This is a genomic window from Paenibacillus psychroresistens (genome assembly GCF_009728935.1).
In the GTDB taxonomy this organism is placed as follows: Bacteria; Bacillota; Bacilli; order Paenibacillales; family NBRC-103111; genus Paenibacillus_AC; species Paenibacillus_AC psychroresistens.
The window spans coordinates 2,691,618-2,709,882 of the sequence record NZ_CP034235.1; the positions used below are offsets into that span (position 1 = coordinate 2,691,618).

An 18,265-nucleotide genomic window follows, 5' to 3' on the forward strand; every position below is an offset into this window, starting at 1 on the left:
ACGTTCCGTTAAGGACTTCGTCAAGAATTTAAACAAGGAGAGATCCCAATGAAATTAGGCATTGCTTATTATCCAGAGCATGAAACGGCCTCGCAATGGCCAATTGATTATAAAAAGCTGCGGGATGCAGGGATTAAACGGATTCGTATTGCTGAATTTGCTTGGGCAGTAATGGAGCCGAATGAAGGGGAATATCATTGGGATTGGCTGGACCATTCCATTTCTTTAGCGGCAGAATTTGGGTTAGAGGTTGTATTGTGTACCCCAACAGCCTGTCCGCCAATCTGGTTGGTTGAGCGATATCCAGAGGTTCTACCTGTCAATAAGCTAGGGAAAACCATTGGTTTCGGCGCAAGGCAGCACCGTTCTTATTCCTCGCCTAAATATGTGGAGTATTCTCTGAAAATTGTCACTAAGCTTGCTGAGCGATATGGCGAACATGCAAATGTAGTCGCCTGGCAGTTAGATAATGAATTTGGCGGAGAAACCAAATATGATTATGGGGATTGCTCCAAACAAGCATTTCATACTTTCCTAGCAGAGAAATATGGAACAATTGAGCAACTGAATCAACGCTGGGGGACGGTTTTCTGGTCACAGCAATATCAACGTTTTAATCAAATTCCATTGCCTGCCCCTTTGAATGCAGATGTAATGATGTGGCATCACCCTAGCCTAGAGCTAGAGTTTGCCCGATTCTCGTCTCATGTCTTGGTGAAATTTGCACAACAGCAAACAGAGATTCTACGACAGTATATCGGAGATCGTCCGATTACAACCAATGCTTTTATGTTCGCTTATGGCGATAATATTGATTGGACGAAAATGTTTGCAGGACTGGATGTATTGGGAATGGATATTTATAGTGATAAGCCGCATGAAATTGCTTTTTATAGTGATGCTTGCCGCAGCTTGCTAAACAAACCTTTTTGGATGCTGGAATACGGAGCTGGGACTTCACAGCTGAAAAGGGATTTACAAATTGTTCGTGATCGCGGCTGCAGTCAATTCTTCCTATTCAAAACAAAGCCCTTCCCATGGGGGCAGGAGCAAGCAAGAGGCGGCATGGAATTGCTATCCATTACAGGGGAGCCTTCACCTAATTATGGTGTCATTCAAGAATATGCTGAGAAATATGAAAATGAGCTTGAATTGACCGAGGTAAAACCTGCGAGAATCGGGATGTATTATCATTTTGATAGCTCATGGGTTTATCAAACCTCGGTTTCGGATCGTCTTCATTATCCAGATTATCTAGTCCATACTATTTATAAAAGCTTATATGCATCAGCAGAGTCTATTGATATCATATATTCTCCTGAGCAAATTAAAGAGCATGATCTTTTAATTATTCCATTGCAAGTTTTATATAATGAGGAGCTCGAGGATCGTTTAATCGAATATGTAAAGGCAGGCGGGAAGCTAGTAGCTACTACGGACTTATTCCGTAAAAACGAGGATAATGTTTATTTAACAGCTGTTCCAAAGATATTCAAGGAGTTATTTAAATGGCATAAGAATAATTTCGTTACAGACTCTATACTTGAACGTAAACCTGTCTATTTAACTGAGGAAACTGGAAATGGTCAAGCTTGGCTTGTTGCAAGAGACAGCACTTTAGAGGAATGGCAGAATTTATTGGGAATTATTCAGAAAAGCTAATAAAACTCCTAATAGCAATCATAGGTATGGATTCATAGTTAAAAAGCAGCAGTTTTTAGACATGTTCGAAGTCTATGAGCTTGCTGCTTTTTTCTGTTGCTAGCTTTATAAAAATAATATTATGTCAAATCTTGTTGGAAATTATATAATAGACTCATACATAGGAACTTGCAGTCACGAGATCGTTTATTTCGGATTCCAGTGTAAATTAGGTAATTTGGAAAGGCGAATGTCGCATGAACATGAATATCTTTCGTACTTGGAATATGAAAATAATGGTATTTGCTTTTTTTCAGCTTTTGTTAATTGGTTGTTTATTCGATGCTGTTTCAGCATCAGCATCGGTTACATCCGCTGTTTATGCTGGGGGACAGCACTCGATTCATTTAAAAGCAAATGGTACCTTAGCCGCTTGGGGCGTTAACACTAACGGACAATTAGGTGACGGAACATTAATAACTCGAACAACACCAGTCACAGTAACTGGGTTTACTGATGCTATTGGAGCAGCGGTTGGCAATCAGCATAGTGTTGCAGTTAAGTCGGATGGAACAGTTTGGAGCTGGGGCCAAAACCAATATGGACAGCTAGGTGTTGGCAGCAATACAAATAGCAGTTCACCAGTGCAGGTGTCAAGTTTGACAGACATGATCTCTGTTGCAGCAAGCTCAGACTTCACGATTGCGCTTAAAGCGGATGGAACAGTTTGGTCTTGGGGCTTTAATGGTAACGGACAGCTTGGCAACGGAACGACCACTAATACAAACTTTCCTGTTCAAGTGAGCGGATTAACGGGGATTAAATCAATTGATGCTGGAGCCAATTACGCAATTGCAGTTAAAGCGGATGGAACCGTATGGGCGTGGGGCTACAATAGCAGTGGCCAGCTGGGAGATAGTACGAATGAGAACCGGCTAACTCCGGTACAAGCTGTTGGAATCTCAAATGTAAAACAAATATCTGCAGGAGACAATTATGTTGTCGCGGTAGTAAACGGCGGGAATGTATGGGCGTGGGGAGATAATGGTTGGGGACAGTTTGGCGATGGAACAAGAAGTGGTCGTTGGGCTCCAGCTGAAGTGGTAGGTTTGAACGACGTAAGTATGGTGGCAGCTGGATACTACTCTACGCTGCTCTTGAAAGCGGATGGTACATTGTGGAGCACGGGTTACAACGGTTCCGGTCAGCTAGGAAATAATAGTTTTGTTGAACATTTTAACATGGAGCAGATCGCAAGCAATAAGAGCTTTAGTTTCATTTCCGTAGGCCAAGATATAGCTATAGCAATTTCGACAGACAGTATAGCTTGGGCATGGGGCAATAACAATTCAGGTCAATTAGGAAGAGGAACGACGACAAATGCTAATCGGACGATTCCCGGGCAGGTCAAGTATGCAGCTAGCACGTTAAGAGGGATAGTTACAGACAGCAATGGACCGATTCCGTTGGCAGCAATAACCCTATATTCCAATGACGGGAAAAAAGAAACAACCACCGACCCTTCTGGCTATTACGTGTTCACGGATTTGGTGCCGGATATATATGATATGACAATTCAATCAGAATATCACAAAGCGGTATCGGTGTTAAAGGTGAGCGCAGCAGCAAATGAGACGGTATCTAAAGATATTATGCTGAATAATATACCTACTGGAACTGCAATAGCAACAATCAACAGTAAATCACAGCATGCGATAAATGTAAAAGCGGACGGAACCGTATGGACTTGGGGAAATAACGGACGAGGACAGCTCGGCTACGAGACGTCGGAAAACCAGAAGACACCGAGAATTGTGACTGGGGTTTCCAATGCTACCCAAGCAGCGACGGGCAATGAGCATACGTTGGTACTAAAAGCCGATGGAACCGTGTGGGCGTGGGGCAATAACGAAAATGGACAGCTAGGAAATGGTACTTATACAGACAGCAGATTACCTTCGCAGGTATGGGATTTGGCGAATGTGATTGCCGTGGCCTCGCATAGAAATTTCTCGCTTGCACTTAAGGAAGACGGAACGGTATGGGGATGGGGGAATAACGCTAGTGGGCAGTTGGGTGATGGAACGACGATAAGCCGAGCTTTGCCAATGCAAGTACTGGGGTTAACGAATGTAGCTTCGATATCGGCAGGTTCTAATTTCGTAACAGCTGTTAAAAAGGATGGAACTGTATGGGCGTGGGGCGAGAACGGAAGCGGTCAACTAGGGGATAGTACGAATATAAACAAGCTAACACCAGTACAAGCTATTGGTATCGCCAATGTAAAAACTGTATCTGCAGGAGACAATTATGTTGTTGCGGTAGTAAACGGCGGGAATGTATGGGCTTGGGGCGATAATGGCTGGGGTCAGTTTGGCGATGGAACCAGAAGTGGCAGATGGGCTCCTGCAAAGGTGGACGGCTTAAACGACGCAAGTATGGTGGCAGCTGGATATTACTCTACGCTGCTCTTGAAAGCGGATGGTACATTGTGGAGCACGGGTTACAACGGTTCCGGTCAGCTAGGAAATAATAGTTTTGTTGAACATTTTAACATGGAGCAGATCGCAAGCAATAAGAGCCTCAGGCGGAATGAAGCAACGAATAGGAATAGCTCAAGCGCTGCTTGGCGATCTAAAGCTAATTGTTGTAGATGAACCAACGGCCGGACTTGATCCGGAAGAGCGTATTCGCTTTCGCAATGTGTTGGATCAATTGGCTAAGGATCGGATCATTCTTTTGTCTACCCATATCGTCAGTGACATTGAAAATTCCTGTGAGAAACTAGCGATCATTAAAAGAGGCAGCATGCTTTTCCAAGGGACAAGAAGTGAGCTTATAGCTCAAACTCAAGGTAAAGTATGGACCGGAACGGTATCCGAGGATGAAGCACGCCAACTGCGAGCTTCCCATAATATTGTATCTACTAAGCATTTAGAGCGTGGACAAGTACTACGAATTATTGCAGAAGCCGCACCTTTTTCAACTGCAGTTTCAGATCAGGCAACGCTTGAAGACGGTTATATGCTGTTTACTGGAGGCATGGAGCATGCGTAACCTAGTAAGCTATATAGGTGTCGAATGGAAGCTCATGTTCCGTGGTATTGGCATTTGGGTGATTGCCGCTATAATCGGCGCTGTATTCTATTTTTTAGCTACTGATACTGTATATGCCTCTAATGTTGGCGCAAGCGTTATGCGGATGATGATGTGCTTATTTCCACTTTTTATTGCGGTGTTTTTTCTTGCCATGCATGCAGCTAGGCGAGAAGCAGCCTCAAAAAATCATTTATTATTCCCAAGTCTACCTTTTCGTACATGGCAAATTACCGCTGCTAGATTGCTTGCGCTGGCCATCCCTTTTACATTAATTGAGCTGATGCCTGCTTTAATCTATGCAGTTACGGCAATAAACGAAGGCCTTTCAACAAAGGAGCTTATAAATGGAATTCTTGTGCTCATCTCCGGAGCTATACCTGGCTGGTTTGTAATTGTATTGGGTTATTTAATCGGCTCATTGTCCAAAAAAAGATGGGTTTATCTGATGGGTATTGTTATCTTCATTGGCTTAACTTATGGAGTGGATATATTTTTAACAAAGCATGCGCCTTATCTTGGTATTCTCGAATTCACACAGCTCGACTTCTATACCAGTGCTAATTCAAGTGTAGCTTTTTCAAGCGTTTGGGGGTTTACGAGTGACGTTACGTATTGGTACCATCGACTCTTTTATGTTGGTTTTATAGTTATGATATCTTATTTGTTCATTCAGAAGATTGCTCGAAAAAGACAAGAAATACAATTCAGCCGGTCGTTCTATATAAGTCTATCCGTAATTTCAGTGTTATTAGTATCAAGCTTATGGGCGTATATCTCCATCTGGAAGGAACGAGAACAGAGCTTTAAAGCGGAAGTCGCTTATTATAAGGGAGCGAAGACGGATGAGTTAACTTCAACATTTGAAGGACTATCTGCTAGTGACTATGAATTAAATGTGAAAATATCGCCAGAACATCAAATGGAAGTAGAAGCTCGATTTAAGCTCACCAACTCAACAGGTAAGAAGCTAGAGCGTATCCCACTTACCCTGCGTCACAGCTTTAAGGTAGAAAACGCATGGATAAATGACGTAAAAATGAATGCAGCTTCTGGTGATCAAAAAGATGTGATCTGGATAACTCCTATGAATGCTTTAGAGAACGGGGAGAATATAACCATTAAAATCGTGTATAAAGGTTTAGTGGATGAATGGCGAACCAATAACGGTAGCCATACACTCGCTCATTATGATGGTATTGATGCTGGGCGTGTCTACTTGTTAGGCATGTTTGGCTGGTATCCAATTGGTGGTATTCATCCGCTTACTTCGTTGATGGCATATTCCGGTTACGATGTTGATAAGCTCCAGGATCATACATTTACGATCCCCCCAACTAATTTTAAAGTAACTGTAACGACTAGTTATCCAATAGCTCTCTACTCGAATGGTTCAGTATTGGAACAAAAGATGAACAAAACTGTATTTGAAGCTAAAAATGCAGATGGATTCTCGATTGTTGGAGGTGCTCTAGATCAAGTAACACATAAAAGTGGACAGCACACAGTCAGCTTAATCGCAGGAAATCAAATGAAGGATGAACAAATGCAAAAAGCGATTACGCAAATAGCAGACAGCTTGGAGCGTTTTTTAAATGAAGTCAAAGCAATCTGGGGAAATGAAATAAAAGATCCATTCCAATTATATGAGGTCTTTATGCTCGCAGATTCCAATGATCCTCTCAAGAATACAATCAACATAGGTACGGCTATGGGAGGGGAAAAGATTATCTCTATATTTGCCAATATTAATGGGATTAAGTTCCCATATACGTTTATATCGCTAGAATATTTGCAAGATGCTCAAAATCAATTAAACCATTTATTTTTTCAACATTATTTTGCTGGTCAGCCTGGAACTTATAGTGGAGAATTTTCTGTCCTGTTTTCTGCCTATATAGCTGATAAATCAACAGGTGTGAAAGAGGATCTGATTGATCCTCTTGCCTATGGTTTTAAAGGTCAACCCAATGAAACTTATGTTTATATCAATCAAATCTATAAAGCATCCTCTAAAGAGGAGTTTCGCAGCTTTATCCGAGAATTTTATACAGAGGCTAGTAAAGAAAGGCTAACTTATGAGCAAGCACAGCAGGAAATACTAGCTTATCTTAAAAAGAGAGCGGGTGATATACATGCGTAATGTAGTGAATTATATAGGTGTAGAATGGAAGTTGATGTTCCGTGGGTATGGTATTTGGATCATCTTAAGTGGTTTACTGGGCATATTTTATCTAGTCTCAAGTGAAGCTTATTATAACTCTAATCTAGGATTTAAAGCCATGCATACTCTGATGATGTTGCTGCCGCTATTTATCTCCATTTTCTTTCTAGCGATGTATGTTGCAAGGCGGGAGGCTACGACGCGAACACAATTTTTACTGCCAAGCCTGCCTTATAAAACAAGAGAAATCGTTGCTTCAAAGCTGCTAGCTCTAGCAATCCCTTTTACTTTACTGCAGCTTATGCCAGCCTTATTATATCTGTTTTTAGCAACACGAATCGGGTTTTCATTTACTGAGCTAAGATCAGGGTTCTATATTCTGCTTGCCTCAGTTATTCCGGGCTGGTTTATACTCTTGGTTGGCTATTTAATTGGCTCTATGTCGAAAAAGAGAACTATCTATCTCTTAGGTATATTTGTTTTCATCAGCTTAACCTATGGAGTGAATTTATTTCTAACCAAGCTTGCGCCTTTTTTGGATATTGTGGATTTCACACAGCTTGATTTTTTTGCACCTATGCAATCTACTAAGGTTTATTCGAAAATTTGGGGTTTCACTTTAGACTGTAATTATTGGCTTCATCGGCTATTTTACTTAAGCTTGATCATCGGACTTGTATGGAGTTACATCTACTGGAAAGCTTGGAAAAGGAAAGAGCTTGCCAACCATAATCGCTATTATGTAGCTATTTCTCTAATATCCATCATTCTATTGTCGAGTTTGGCTGCTTATATTTCCGTTTGGCAAGGCAGGGTCCAAGGCTTTCATCACGAGCTTGTCTTATATAAATCTGCTAAACCACAGATATATAGCAGTTCGTATGAGCAAATAATTGCTAGTGACTACCAGCTTGATGTGACAACCAATGATAGGCATAAACTTGAGGTTACAGCTCATTTTATTATTACCAATCTAACAGGAGCCGAGCAGGCTCGCTTTCCGCTTACTTTACGCCACAACTTTCATGTACAGGAAGTTCTTATCAATGATCAAAAAGCAGCCGCAGATTCAGCGGGTAATGAGGATGTTATTTGGATAACTCCTAATCAAGCGCTAAAAGTCGGTGAAGCTCTAAAAGTAAAATTGGTTTACAGTGGTCCTGTAGATGAATGGCGTAATATGCCGCAATATGAAGGGAATCTATTGATTCGATCGGTATTCGTCGATTCAGATCGGATCAATTTATTAGGCAGCTATGGTTGGTATCCAATTGGCGGGATTCATCTGCTCACAGAATATGGTTTGGACTATGAACCCAAACATTATTTAAAGGACCATACATTCCAGGCACCGTTATCAGATTTTAAAGTGGCTGTTCACACAGCGAGTAACTTTAAGCTTTATTCAAATGGAATTGTAACCTCCGAAAAGCAAGCTTTGAATAAACTGAATATTGACTTTATTGCTAAACAAGCAAGTGGATTTTCGTTAGTTGGTGGAGCATTACAAATTGTAGAGCATACTGCGAGTGATAAAACATTGCGGTTGATTGCCGGTAAACAAATGAATACTAAGCAGCAAGAAATGAAGCTTTCGTTTCTTGCTGAGACTGCTCAGCAGCTGCAGGATATCCTTGAACTTACAATGGGGATAAAAGTAAAAAATCCACTTGGGGCTAACGAAACATTTATGACACTAGGAGATAATGATCCTTTCGGAGCCATAGAAAATCCTAATAGCACATACAACAGTGAAAGCAAGCAAGCTTGGCGATCACCTTTTAACAATATAAATGGGATTAAGCTGCTGCCTGCAACATTCACATGGGAGCTATTGCCGCAAAAAGCGCAAATCATTCAATGGCTGCTGCCCCAATACATGGAGGGTGAAACACGATTAAATATATCAACGGAAGGTGTTTTCTATGATCTCTTAGCAGCTTATATGACTGTTAAACCATCTGACAAGAAAGAGGATCTATTAACCAGAAAATTTGATAATGGAAATCCGAATCTGATCCATGCGCTTATTAATGATGTTTATTTAAAATCTTCTGATGAGCATTTCCAAATTTTCATTCGAGATTTATATACGGAGCTAACTAAATCGGATGGGACCTATGAGCAAACAAGACAACGGCTTCTGACTTTTATTAAAAGTAGAGCGGATAGGCAACTATGAGTACCACTTACAGACGCATAAGCTACAGTCTAAGAATAATGCTGTCAGGTAGTCTATGGGGGGCATTCCTCATCTCCATTTTATTGGCCATGTGCATTTCCCATCCGAAATGGATTGGGCTCGAACAGCGAGACCTGCATACATTAACTTTCCTAATGCTCCTTGTTATGCCAGTTATCGCGATTGTGATTTTTGCGAATAGCTTTGCTGAGGAGCTGGAGGAGAGACTGCCGCGCTTGCTTTATGCGTATCCATTTAAAATGCTCTATGTCATACTGGAGAGAATCGGGCTTTGTCTTATTTTACTGCTTATAAGCTTTACAATAAGCATTATTGGCGGATATTTAGGGGGTATCCCCTTGTCTTGGCAAGATGTTAATTATGTTGCGTGGAGAATTTTCCCGGCTTCGCTCTTTTTAGGTGCTCTAAGCTTATTAGTTAGCTTGCTTGGGAGAAATATGCTAGCGGGTCTTGGTGCTGGAATAGGCTACTGGTTCATAGAGATGACAACTCAAGGCCAATGGACAGGTAAAATATTTCTGTTCCAATTCATTTGGCCTGTGGCTGCAGCCACCTCTCAAATCGAAAATTCGCTTTATTTACTCTTACTCGGACTGGCTTTATTTACAGCGGCAATCTTCTTATTTCATAAAGCAAGAGCTTGGTTTGTCTAGTTGATTAGGAGGTGTGAGATGAAGGACGAAGACTTGGCTGAGCTTTACCAGCAAGGGGATGAAGCGGCCATGGAGGCGATCATTTATCGCTATCACGCTCCCATTCAAAGCTATATTTATCGAATGCTGAATAATCAAATGACTGCCGAAGAGCTGGCACAGGAATGTTTTATTAAAGTTTGTATATCGCTAAAATCAGGCAGTATGCCGACGCAATTTCGACCTTGGATCTATCGAATAGCCACTAACCTTTGTAAGGACTTATGGAGGAAGAGCTCCTACCGTAGTGAGATATCAACTGAGCAGGATAAATTAAATATTTACCCTGGAGATGAGACGGTTTCCTCGATCATGGAAAAGCAGTGGGAGCGTGAAGAAGTCATTCAGGCATTGGATGATTTATCGGAAGGAAATCGCGAGATTATCGTGCTGCGTTTCTACGAAGATCTTAAGCTGGAGGAAATAGCCTCCATTGTTGATATGCCAGTGAATACAGTGAAATCAAGGCTGTATAAATCATTAAAGCGGTTAGCCCAGATGCTGCAAGCTAATAAACAATCAAGTGAACAATCAAGTATCTCAATGAAAAAGAAGGGAGGGTATAACGGATGAGCCGGAGAAACTTTAAAGAGGAAGAGCAGCTTCATACCATTAATCAAGAATTAAATGATGATCAGCTTTCAGATGAAGAATTGCAGCAGCTTGCTCAGAGGCTTCCTCGTTATACCGCTATTGAACCTTCTGTTCATCAGACAAGGATGTTAATTGAGCGAATGCGACCCCATATGCAGCATGATTCTAAGCTGCCAACCCTAATTTCACCTCCACCAATGATTCGGTTTTCAGAAATATTGGAACAACGTGAAGCAAGTAGGTTAAATGGATGGGCAAGAATTAAACAATATCTGTTACCACAAGCACAACTTCTAGCATGGTCATTCTGGTTGGTATCTGCTTTAGTGGTCGTGCTTGGCACTTTTCTATATATCCTTTTCGGGGGTGACTTAGCTCAAGTATTCAGCACATATCAATGGCATACTCATCCTTTAATTCTGCTGATCCCTTTGCTAACGGGTTTTAGCTTAAGCTATTCATTCCGTTCTTATGGAACTCCCATGTATGAGCTTGAATTATCTTTTCCAATTACACCTGCACAATGGCTGCTTAGTAAACTATCGATTATCGTGCTCTATGACATCATGTTAGGGACAGCAGCAAGCCTTATCATCTATTCCTTAACTCCGACAACTGGCATAGCATCCTTTTCCTTATTGCCTTTTATTGTTAGCTGGCTGGTTCCTTTATGTCTCTATTGTGTAGGTTCCGTAGCTTGCATGCTGCGTTTCGGCACGCTCATCGGCTCTTTAGTAATGGCGGCAGCTTGGTTTATACAGTTATTCATGATGAATAAGCTTGGACCTTTTTATTTCTTGAGTGATCCTAGCTATGGGCAATGGCAGGAAAGCAAATGGATTGGTCTCCTTATTACGCTTCTTTTTGCAAGTGATGTGATCGTTTATTTGCGTAAAATGAAAGGCTCAAGTGCCATGTTAATTAAGTAATCAAGGGGGCAAACTCATTGCAGTTGTTTATTCAAAAGGTTCAAGCAGCCAAAGCTGAATATCTTAGTCCGATCACGCTCGTTTTATCACAAGGATTGCATATTCTGTCAGGTAAAAACGGGAGCGGGAAATCGACTCTATTAAAGCTAGTTTCAGGCGTCATTCCCTTAGCATCAGGTAATATCTCTTTAGTTAAACATGGGGTGGAGTATATTAGTCCAAGCTATAAATCTAGAATCGGTTATGCTCCCCAAGAGATTGCCGTTTACGATGAGATGCGGGCTGTCCATTATTTGCGTTATGTTGGACGGATGAAATTAATTCCGGAGGATCTTCTGGAGGGGAGAATTGAACAAGTCATAACGGAGCTTAACATTAATACTTGGTGCTCATCCAACATTGGGCAGCTCTCGATGGGCCAAAAGCGAATGCTGCTATTTGCTCAATCTATTCTTGCAGATCCAGATATTCTTCTACTAGACGAAACGTTAGAGGCTTTGGATATTGAGCAGCAGAGTCATTTGCTAGGAATCCTACATAAATCTGCCAAGCATTCGATTATTCTTGTCGCTAGCCATCGTAAGGAACAATGGACGGATCATGCCACTCAATTCATTGAGCTATGATTATAAGAAGTAACCTCCACAATTTGGATATAATGCTGTATGATGGGGAAAGGCAGCTCCAAAAAAGGTGGTTAAGCGATGAATAAAAAGATAGTTATCATTTGTACAATTGGTATTTTGCTTTTTGGGATATTGGGTTATTTTATAGGAAGAAACTTCGATAGGGTAGTCGTTGTTGAAAGTATGCTAGCCAAGGTCACTCCATTACCAAGTGCAGCTGTTACAGCTTCACCTATCCCCACCGCCCAGCCAACAACTACAACTCCACCTCCATCGCTTGAACCAACTCCCATACCTACAAATTCCCCAGCTGAACCTAAGAAAAGCGAAGGTTTTTTCAATTTAAAGAGTGATATAGATGCCATTGGCTCAGAAACCTACTATCATTTTCTGGCAACAGCTGATCATAGTTACGAAGTATTAGAAACGAAGGATGACCAAGCACTCATTAATTTTAATGGCTTAAAAGGCTGGATTCCTGCCTGGTATATAAAGAAAGATCTTGACGAGCCGAAGGTAATTACGGTTAAGCCTTATATACGGATTGTAGGTGAGAATGCAACCATTTGGACATATCCTGGAGCTCTCGCCAGCAATGCGTTTAGAGCAGGGAAAGTGGTGCAGGTTTATAAGGAATTTGAAGAGTGGGTATGTGTAAATTTCATCAATTATGCAGAGCCGAATTATGGAGACTTCTGGGTGTTGAAAAAGGATTTAATACCTTGGGATCCGAAAAAGGCTAGGGAAGGTAATCTCAAAACAGGAGCAAGCACGAAATATGCAGATTTGCAAGAGAATGACCGTATTCAAATTAATAATGAAAGTGATGACACCTATGAAGTTAATGCTGCTGGAGGGGTTACTGAAGTGATCTATAAAGCGGATTTCATTCCGAACCCATTTATAAACACCCCTCTATCAACCAGTTCATCATTAATGGTAATCGACAATTTGGAGCTCTCAGCCAAACAAGAAAAAACATATGCTAATTATGCCTTAAACAGATCGGATACTCGCTTAAAAGGCCTAAGTGCTGCAGATATATTTAAATTCTACTTGGCAGCAACGTTTAAACAAGATCAGGAAACGCTTTTTAGTTTGCGTATTAAGGGTGAAGGTTATATTACGCCTACACATGAAAGCTTCTTAAAAGACTTAAAGACAGACCCAACGAGTGCGGAGAAGTCAATTGCCTTATGGAAAGAGCTGAAACAAAACAATTCATTTGTTGTTCAAGAAAATTATATGGAAGATAATCATGCTGTGGTTTTCATAATTCCGATGAATAAAGCTGAGCAAATAAAAATATTTCATTTGTTTATCAATAAAGCAGGAATCTGGAAGATAAGCTGGATGGCTTTGGAATAGAGAAGGGAAACCTTCTCTTTTTGCGTTAATTTATAGTATTATAGATAGTGTTGGAGAGCTGCAAATAAGGAGTTAATTACATAATGGATAAGCTTAGATCAACTTGGTTATTTAATATTCGCGGAGATGTGCTTGCAGGAATCACGATTACTCTAGCGCTTATTCCCGATTCAATTGCGTTTTCTTTCATTGCTGGAGTTAATCCAATGATCGGTTTATTCTCGACAGTTATTCTGATGCTGATTATATCTTTTACCGGCGCTCGCCCAGCTATGGCTTCAGCTGCTGCGGGTTCAATGGCTGTTCTTATGACTCCTTTGGTTTTGGCGCATGGTGTGCAATATTTATTTGCTGCTACGATACTTACGGGTGTTCTGATGCTGCTTATGGGATTTTTGAGAATGGGAAACTTAATGAGGTTTATGCCATCAGCCGTGGTGACTGGTTTTATTAATTCCTTGGCCATTCTAATTTTTCTGAATCAGCTAAAGCTTTTCATCCATGGTACGTTACTAATGTACGTAATTGTTATAGTTACCTTATTGAACGTGTATCTACTTCCGCTCCTCATCAAAGCTATCCCGTCACCACTTATAGCAGTCGCCGCCATGACGGTTATTACAGCTATTTTTCATCTGCCGCTGCTCAAAATTAAGGATCAAGCCCATATTGTAACAACCTTACCCATACCAGGCTTGCCGGATATTCCATTCACTTGGGAAACCTTATGGATAATTGCGCCTTTCGCCATATCGCTTGCTATTGTAGGTTATACCGAGTCTTTGCTTACTCAAGATATCATTGATAAAATGACAGCAACTAAAACGGACAAAAATCGCGAATTAAAAGGCTTAGGCTTTGCTAATACGATAACAGGTTTTTTTGGTGGTATGGCGGGCTGTGCATTAGTGGCAGAGTCAATCATCAATGTCAAAATAGGCGGCAGAGGCAGACTCTCCACACTGGTTGGAGGAGCAACATTACTCGCGCTTATTCTCTTATTTGGCCAAGTAGTTAATATAATTCCTGTTGCAGCTTTAGTAGGCGTAATGCTAATGATCTGTTATGAAATCATGGATTGGAAATCATTGCTCCAGGTGCAGAGCAGGCCGGTTAGAGATACTACGATTATGGTTGCTACCGTCATAGCTAGTATTTGGACGAACAATTTGGCAATTGGTGTTTTTGTTGGTGTTCTATTAAGCTACTTTATCCATCTGAGTGTCAGCAAAAGATTGAAACTAAACAAGAACATGGAGTGAATAAAGTCGGACATATATTTAGTAACTTATTTAAAAAACTTATTTACGGATTGGAAGCCGGATTTCAAAAGAGGTTCTAGATTCATCACTATATACAGTTATAATGCCATTGTGCAGCTCAACAATATTCTTGGCTATCGCAAGGCCTAGTCCAGATCCACCCGTATTCTGTGAACGGGAATGCTCCTCTCGGTAGAAGCGTTCAAATAGGAACGGAATGCTGGATGCCAGTAAAGGCTCTCCATAGTTCACAATCTCAACTACAGCTTGTGATCCATCGCTTCGCGCCATAATATCTAACCGTTTGCCTTTATGCCCATATTGGATAGCATTGACGATTAAATTCTCAAATACACGGACTAGCTTATCGCCATCTGCAGAAATAATTAAATGCTTTTCGGGGAAATCCAGGAAGCATTCCATCGAGCTCCGCTCCAATTGATACCGAAAATGTGCGGCTAATTGACCTAGCATTTCTACTAAATTTAATGGAGATAGCTTAAGCTGCATCCCACCGCTCGTGCGCGTATACTCGAATAAATCGTTTATCAAACTTTTCATCCGCAAGGATTTCTCATAAGCAATCTGGACATATTGTCTCAGCTCCACCTCATCCCGATATCGGTCCTGTTCAATCAAGCCTAAATAGCCAACAATGGAGGTTAAAGGTGTACGTAAATCATGAGAAACATTAGTGATAAGCTCCGTCTTTGTCTGCTCAGCACGCCTTTCCTCATCCATTGACAGCTTGAGCTGTATAGTCATTTTATTAATATTATCTGCTAATGCACCTAGCTCATCTCTAGACTGAATGGGAATACGAAATCCGAAATTTCCGCTGGCGATCTGCTCTAGCCCTCGAGTTATTTGCAATAAGTAGCGAATACTGGAATGACTGAGCACAAACAAGAAAAAGACGAACAAAACAATCGCAGTTATAGAAAGTGTTATAGGAAGCCCGATAGTATTACCGAGCCAACGAATTAACAAATTAACTATCGGGATATTTCCCTGATAAGTACTTCCAGCCACTAGAAATAACACTGCTACTGTTCCAATGGAGAATACACTGCAGAGCACAAACAAATAAAGCACTTTGTAACGAAGTCTCAAAAAATGATTAGGGCTCAATTTTATAACCTACTCCCCATACGGTTTGGATCAGCTTTACGCCACCCAGCTCACTTTCCAATTTATCACGCAGCTTGCTAATATGCACCATCACCGTATTATTCGATTCTAGATATTTATCCTTCCACACCCTTTCGAAAATCGATTCTGCACTAAACACCTGTCCAGGCTTGCTGGAAAGCAAATACAAAATATCAAACTCCGTCGAGGTTAGATTAACACTCTTATCTTCTATGGTTACGGTATGCGTTGTTTTATTGATTTTCAATGTTTGAATTTGCAGAGTGTCTAGATCATCCGATTGTTGGGGCTGGCTATTAATATAAGAGGTTCTACGCAGCAGTGACTTCACTCTAGCCAATAGCTCAAGAGGGTTAAACGGCTTCACCATATAATCATCTGCACCTGTCATTAACCCCATAATTTTATCCATATCCTCGGCTTTCGCACTCAACATTAAGATCGGGATTACAGAATCCGCCCGAACCGCGCGACACACCTCCAATCCATCCATCTCCGGCATCATAATATCTAGGATAACCAGTTGAAGCGATTCTTTTCTAATTAATTCCAGGGCATCTCGACCATTGTAAGCCTCTAATATATGATAGCCTTCGTTGCTCAAATAAATTTTGATAAGCTTGGCGATTTCTTGGTCATCATCAGCGATGAGTATTTGTATCGGATTCATACGGACCCTCCAGGTTACATTTGCTTAGGTTAAACGTTATGGCGCCTGCGTTTTTTGTGGCAAATCATAATCGGTACAGTACAATGTTCTGATAAAGCTTGACTGTTAAAATATAATAAATGAAATATATAGCTGCAAATAAAGTGATTGGAATCCATAAATGATAATACGGCTCATCTAAAATAAAAGAGAACAGATTCATTCCAATTATTACGTGCAAGAGGCCGATAATACCTGGGAATAAGAAGACTAAGCTAAGCTCATGATAGATAGAGCGCGATAGCTTCTCACGCCTGACTCCCAGCTTGTTCAGCATTTGGTAACGCTGAACGTCTTTGGCAGCAGCCGATAGAATTTTAAACATTAGACAGCTGGCCATCATTGCCAGAAAAGCTATTCCAAGGAAAAAACCCATAAAGTAGGTTCCACTGGCAGTGCCAAGAACGTGCTGATAATTCTCATACTTACTCAAGGGCACATAGCCATCTTTGTATTTATCTGCACTAAGCTTATCTAGTGCTTGCCAAAACGAATGGTAAGCCAAGAAGTCACTCGTCTTGCCGATCACAATCATTCTCTCCTTCGCAGGAAGCTTTAAGAATGAAGGCTCATCGACAATTTTTTCAGATTCAAATGGCTCATTTGGAGTAATTGTCCAAAGAAATGTCTGCCATTCTGGACCGAAAAGTGGTTCTGTATCCACTAACTCTGTTCCTGACGGAAGCGACTCTGTGATCCGATTTAATTGTTTTTGATCATTTACCGATTCTATAAGCGGTCTTTGACTATCAAGATTTTCTCGTGAGTAGTAAAGCACATCTTTTACTATCTTAAACCGGTATTCATGCCTTTCCGTGAACGGAATGGAAGCGAGCAGCTTCGATTCCTCTGGCGTTGGATCATGCACGATTGCGTCATAGATGCTAAAGCTTTCCCCCTTAATCTTTGCATCATTGACGAAAGCCATACCTCCAGCTATCGCACCTGCACCAAGTGCTATCAGCATCGCAACTGTCGCGAGCAGCTTAGTTAAGCCGTTGATGCGAAAGCTTAGCTGCCCATATGTGAAAGCTCGTATTCCGCGAATGTTATTTCGTTTTTTTATGCTTGCAATGAAGGGAGGGAGCAATACCATAAATAAGAGATAAGTGCCCAACGGTGTCATAATCGTCGCCGTGAATAAGCCTATTTCCCGCAGTTGCTCCATGAATGTCAAAGAAAGATAGCCAAGTCCCAAAGCAATTATCCCGATTATGGCAAGCGCCAGCTTCCAGACATTGCTTTTCCATGGCCGGTCTGCCTGAGCATTGCCATGCAAGAGCTGCATTATTTGCAGACGAGCCAGCTTTAACTGGTTCCATATCGCAGATATTCCAAATAAAATGGCGAAAAATATAACTGTGAAGATAATAGCTGGCACAAATACGGCATGATAGCCTGTCAAGGATATTTGTAGTTGTTTCGCCATTAGATGCCCAACCAACGCAGATAAACCAAACCCAAGAGCAAGTCCAGCAGCGAGCGAGATCAAGCCTACAGTAATTGTCTCGATAAACATCAGAGAACGAATTTTACTTTTTCTGGCGCCAAGCATCATGAAAAGCCCGAACTCACGCTGCCGCAATGAAAGTAAAAAGCCGTTTGCATAAAGGATATAGAATAACGTAATAATCGACAGCAGCACCGAGCCCAAGTTATATACTAGCTGCATGGAATTAATAACGGCATTTGCCTCGGTAAAGCTGCGGTTCCAAGCCATCGTTTGGAACATATAAAAAATCGAAATCGACATCACGAGCCCAGCAAGGAGGACGATATAATCCTTAGCCTTGCTTTTCATTCCTGTTAAAGCTAGTTTGATTAGCATG

General features: G+C 41.2%; 14 protein-coding genes. 11 read left to right on the plus strand and 3 right to left on the minus strand.

The annotated features are described in order from the left end of the window. The first annotated feature begins 48 nt into the window (after positions 1-48). The 11 genes from EHS13_RS12040 to EHS13_RS12090 all read left to right on the plus strand — a co-directional run bounded on the left by EHS13_RS12040 (position 49) and on the right by EHS13_RS12090 (position 14,575). Positions 49-1,662: a beta-galactosidase gene (locus tag EHS13_RS12040; RefSeq protein ID WP_155700584.1), complete on the plus strand. Its 1,614-nt coding sequence runs from the start codon at positions 49-51 to the stop codon at positions 1,660-1,662. A gap of 236 nt (positions 1,663-1,898) precedes the next feature. Further along, positions 1,899-4,298, plus strand: a complete 2,400-nt coding sequence (locus tag EHS13_RS12045) for an RCC1 domain-containing protein (protein WP_155700585.1) — start codon at positions 1,899-1,901, stop codon at positions 4,296-4,298. Next, entirely contained in the window at positions 4,234-4,698 is a 465-nt protein-coding gene (locus tag EHS13_RS12050) for a P-loop NTPase family protein (RefSeq protein ID WP_155700586.1), read from the plus strand. The genes EHS13_RS12045 and EHS13_RS12050 overlap by 65 nt, the downstream gene beginning before the upstream one ends. After that, positions 4,691-6,880 (plus strand): ABC transporter permease/M1 family aminopeptidase, encoded by a 2,190-nt coding sequence (locus tag EHS13_RS12055; RefSeq protein WP_155700587.1) that lies wholly within the window; start codon positions 4,691-4,693, stop codon positions 6,878-6,880. The genes EHS13_RS12050 and EHS13_RS12055 overlap by 8 nt, the downstream gene beginning before the upstream one ends. Continuing rightward, complete coding sequence (locus EHS13_RS12060) at positions 6,873-9,083, plus strand: hypothetical protein (protein ID WP_155700588.1); 2,211 nt, start codon at positions 6,873-6,875, stop codon at positions 9,081-9,083. Before EHS13_RS12055 ends, EHS13_RS12060 begins: the two co-directional genes overlap by 8 nt. Positions 9,084-9,172: 89 nt before the next feature. Beyond that, the gene (locus EHS13_RS12065) at positions 9,173-9,757 is read left to right on the plus strand and encodes a hypothetical protein (protein WP_227013906.1); all 585 of its coding nucleotides are present in this window, start codon (positions 9,173-9,175) and stop codon (positions 9,755-9,757) included. 18 nt (positions 9,758-9,775) lie between these two features. Next, complete coding sequence (locus tag EHS13_RS12070) at positions 9,776-10,369, plus strand: RNA polymerase sigma factor (protein WP_155700590.1); 594 nt, start codon at positions 9,776-9,778, stop codon at positions 10,367-10,369. Beyond that, positions 10,366-11,319: a hypothetical protein gene (locus tag EHS13_RS12075; protein WP_155700591.1), complete on the plus strand. Its 954-nt coding sequence runs from the start codon at positions 10,366-10,368 to the stop codon at positions 11,317-11,319. The genes EHS13_RS12070 and EHS13_RS12075 overlap by 4 nt, the downstream gene beginning before the upstream one ends. Before the next feature lie 17 nt (positions 11,320-11,336). After that, complete coding sequence (locus tag EHS13_RS12080; RefSeq protein ID WP_162463079.1) at positions 11,337-11,945, plus strand: ATP-binding cassette domain-containing protein; 609 nt, start codon at positions 11,337-11,339, stop codon at positions 11,943-11,945. 78 nt (positions 11,946-12,023) lie between these two features. After that, on the plus strand, positions 12,024-13,313 hold the full coding sequence (locus EHS13_RS12085; RefSeq protein WP_155700593.1) for a hypothetical protein: 1,290 nt from the start codon (positions 12,024-12,026) through the stop codon (positions 13,311-13,313). Positions 13,314-13,396: 83 nt separating this feature from the next. Beyond that, positions 13,397-14,575, plus strand: a complete 1,179-nt coding sequence (locus EHS13_RS12090; protein ID WP_155700594.1) for a SulP family inorganic anion transporter — start codon at positions 13,397-13,399, stop codon at positions 14,573-14,575. A gap of 39 nt (positions 14,576-14,614) precedes the next feature. On the opposite strand, the gene EHS13_RS12095 is transcribed toward EHS13_RS12090, so the two are convergent. From EHS13_RS12095 to EHS13_RS12105, 3 genes are all read right to left on the minus strand, one after another. After that, the gene (locus tag EHS13_RS12095; protein WP_227013907.1) at positions 14,615-15,688 is read right to left on the minus strand and encodes a sensor histidine kinase; all 1,074 of its coding nucleotides are present in this window, start codon (positions 15,686-15,688) and stop codon (positions 14,615-14,617) included. Positions 15,689-15,695: 7 nt separating this feature from the next. Then, positions 15,696-16,397 (minus strand): response regulator transcription factor, encoded by a 702-nt coding sequence (locus EHS13_RS12100; RefSeq protein WP_155700596.1) that lies wholly within the window; start codon positions 16,395-16,397, stop codon positions 15,696-15,698. A 64-nt stretch (positions 16,398-16,461) separates the two neighbouring features. After that, on the minus strand, positions 16,462-18,264 hold the full coding sequence (locus EHS13_RS12105) for an ABC transporter permease (RefSeq protein WP_155700597.1): 1,803 nt from the start codon (positions 18,262-18,264) through the stop codon (positions 16,462-16,464). Position 18,265 lies beyond the last annotated feature (1 nt).

Excerpts from the sequence above, each read along its gene's own strand:
- EHS13_RS12040 (WP_155700584.1), top strand. The coding sequence starts at position 49 with ATGAAATTAGGCATTGCTTATTATCCAGAGCATGAAACGGCCTCGCAA.
- EHS13_RS12045 (WP_155700585.1), top strand. The coding sequence starts at position 1,899 with ATGAACATGAATATCTTTCGTACTTGGAATATGAAAATAATGGTATTT.
- EHS13_RS12050 (WP_155700586.1), top strand. The coding sequence starts at position 4,234 with ATGAAGCAACGAATAGGAATAGCTCAAGCGCTGCTTGGCGATCTAAAG.
- EHS13_RS12055 (WP_155700587.1), top strand. The coding sequence starts at position 4,691 with ATGCGTAACCTAGTAAGCTATATAGGTGTCGAATGGAAGCTCATGTTC.
- EHS13_RS12060 (WP_155700588.1), top strand. The coding sequence starts at position 6,873 with ATGCGTAATGTAGTGAATTATATAGGTGTAGAATGGAAGTTGATGTTC.
- EHS13_RS12065 (WP_227013906.1), top strand. The coding sequence starts at position 9,173 with ATGTGCATTTCCCATCCGAAATGGATTGGGCTCGAACAGCGAGACCTG.
- EHS13_RS12070 (WP_155700590.1), top strand. The coding sequence starts at position 9,776 with ATGAAGGACGAAGACTTGGCTGAGCTTTACCAGCAAGGGGATGAAGCG.
- EHS13_RS12075 (WP_155700591.1), top strand. The coding sequence starts at position 10,366 with ATGAGCCGGAGAAACTTTAAAGAGGAAGAGCAGCTTCATACCATTAAT.
- EHS13_RS12085 (WP_155700593.1), top strand. The coding sequence starts at position 12,024 with ATGAATAAAAAGATAGTTATCATTTGTACAATTGGTATTTTGCTTTTT.
- EHS13_RS12090 (WP_155700594.1), top strand. The coding sequence starts at position 13,397 with ATGGATAAGCTTAGATCAACTTGGTTATTTAATATTCGCGGAGATGTG.
- EHS13_RS12100 (WP_155700596.1), bottom strand. The coding sequence starts at position 16,397 with ATGAATCCGATACAAATACTCATCGCTGATGATGACCAAGAAATCGCC.
- EHS13_RS12105 (WP_155700597.1), bottom strand. The coding sequence starts at position 18,264 with ATGCTAATCAAACTAGCTTTAACAGGAATGAAAAGCAAGGCTAAGGAT.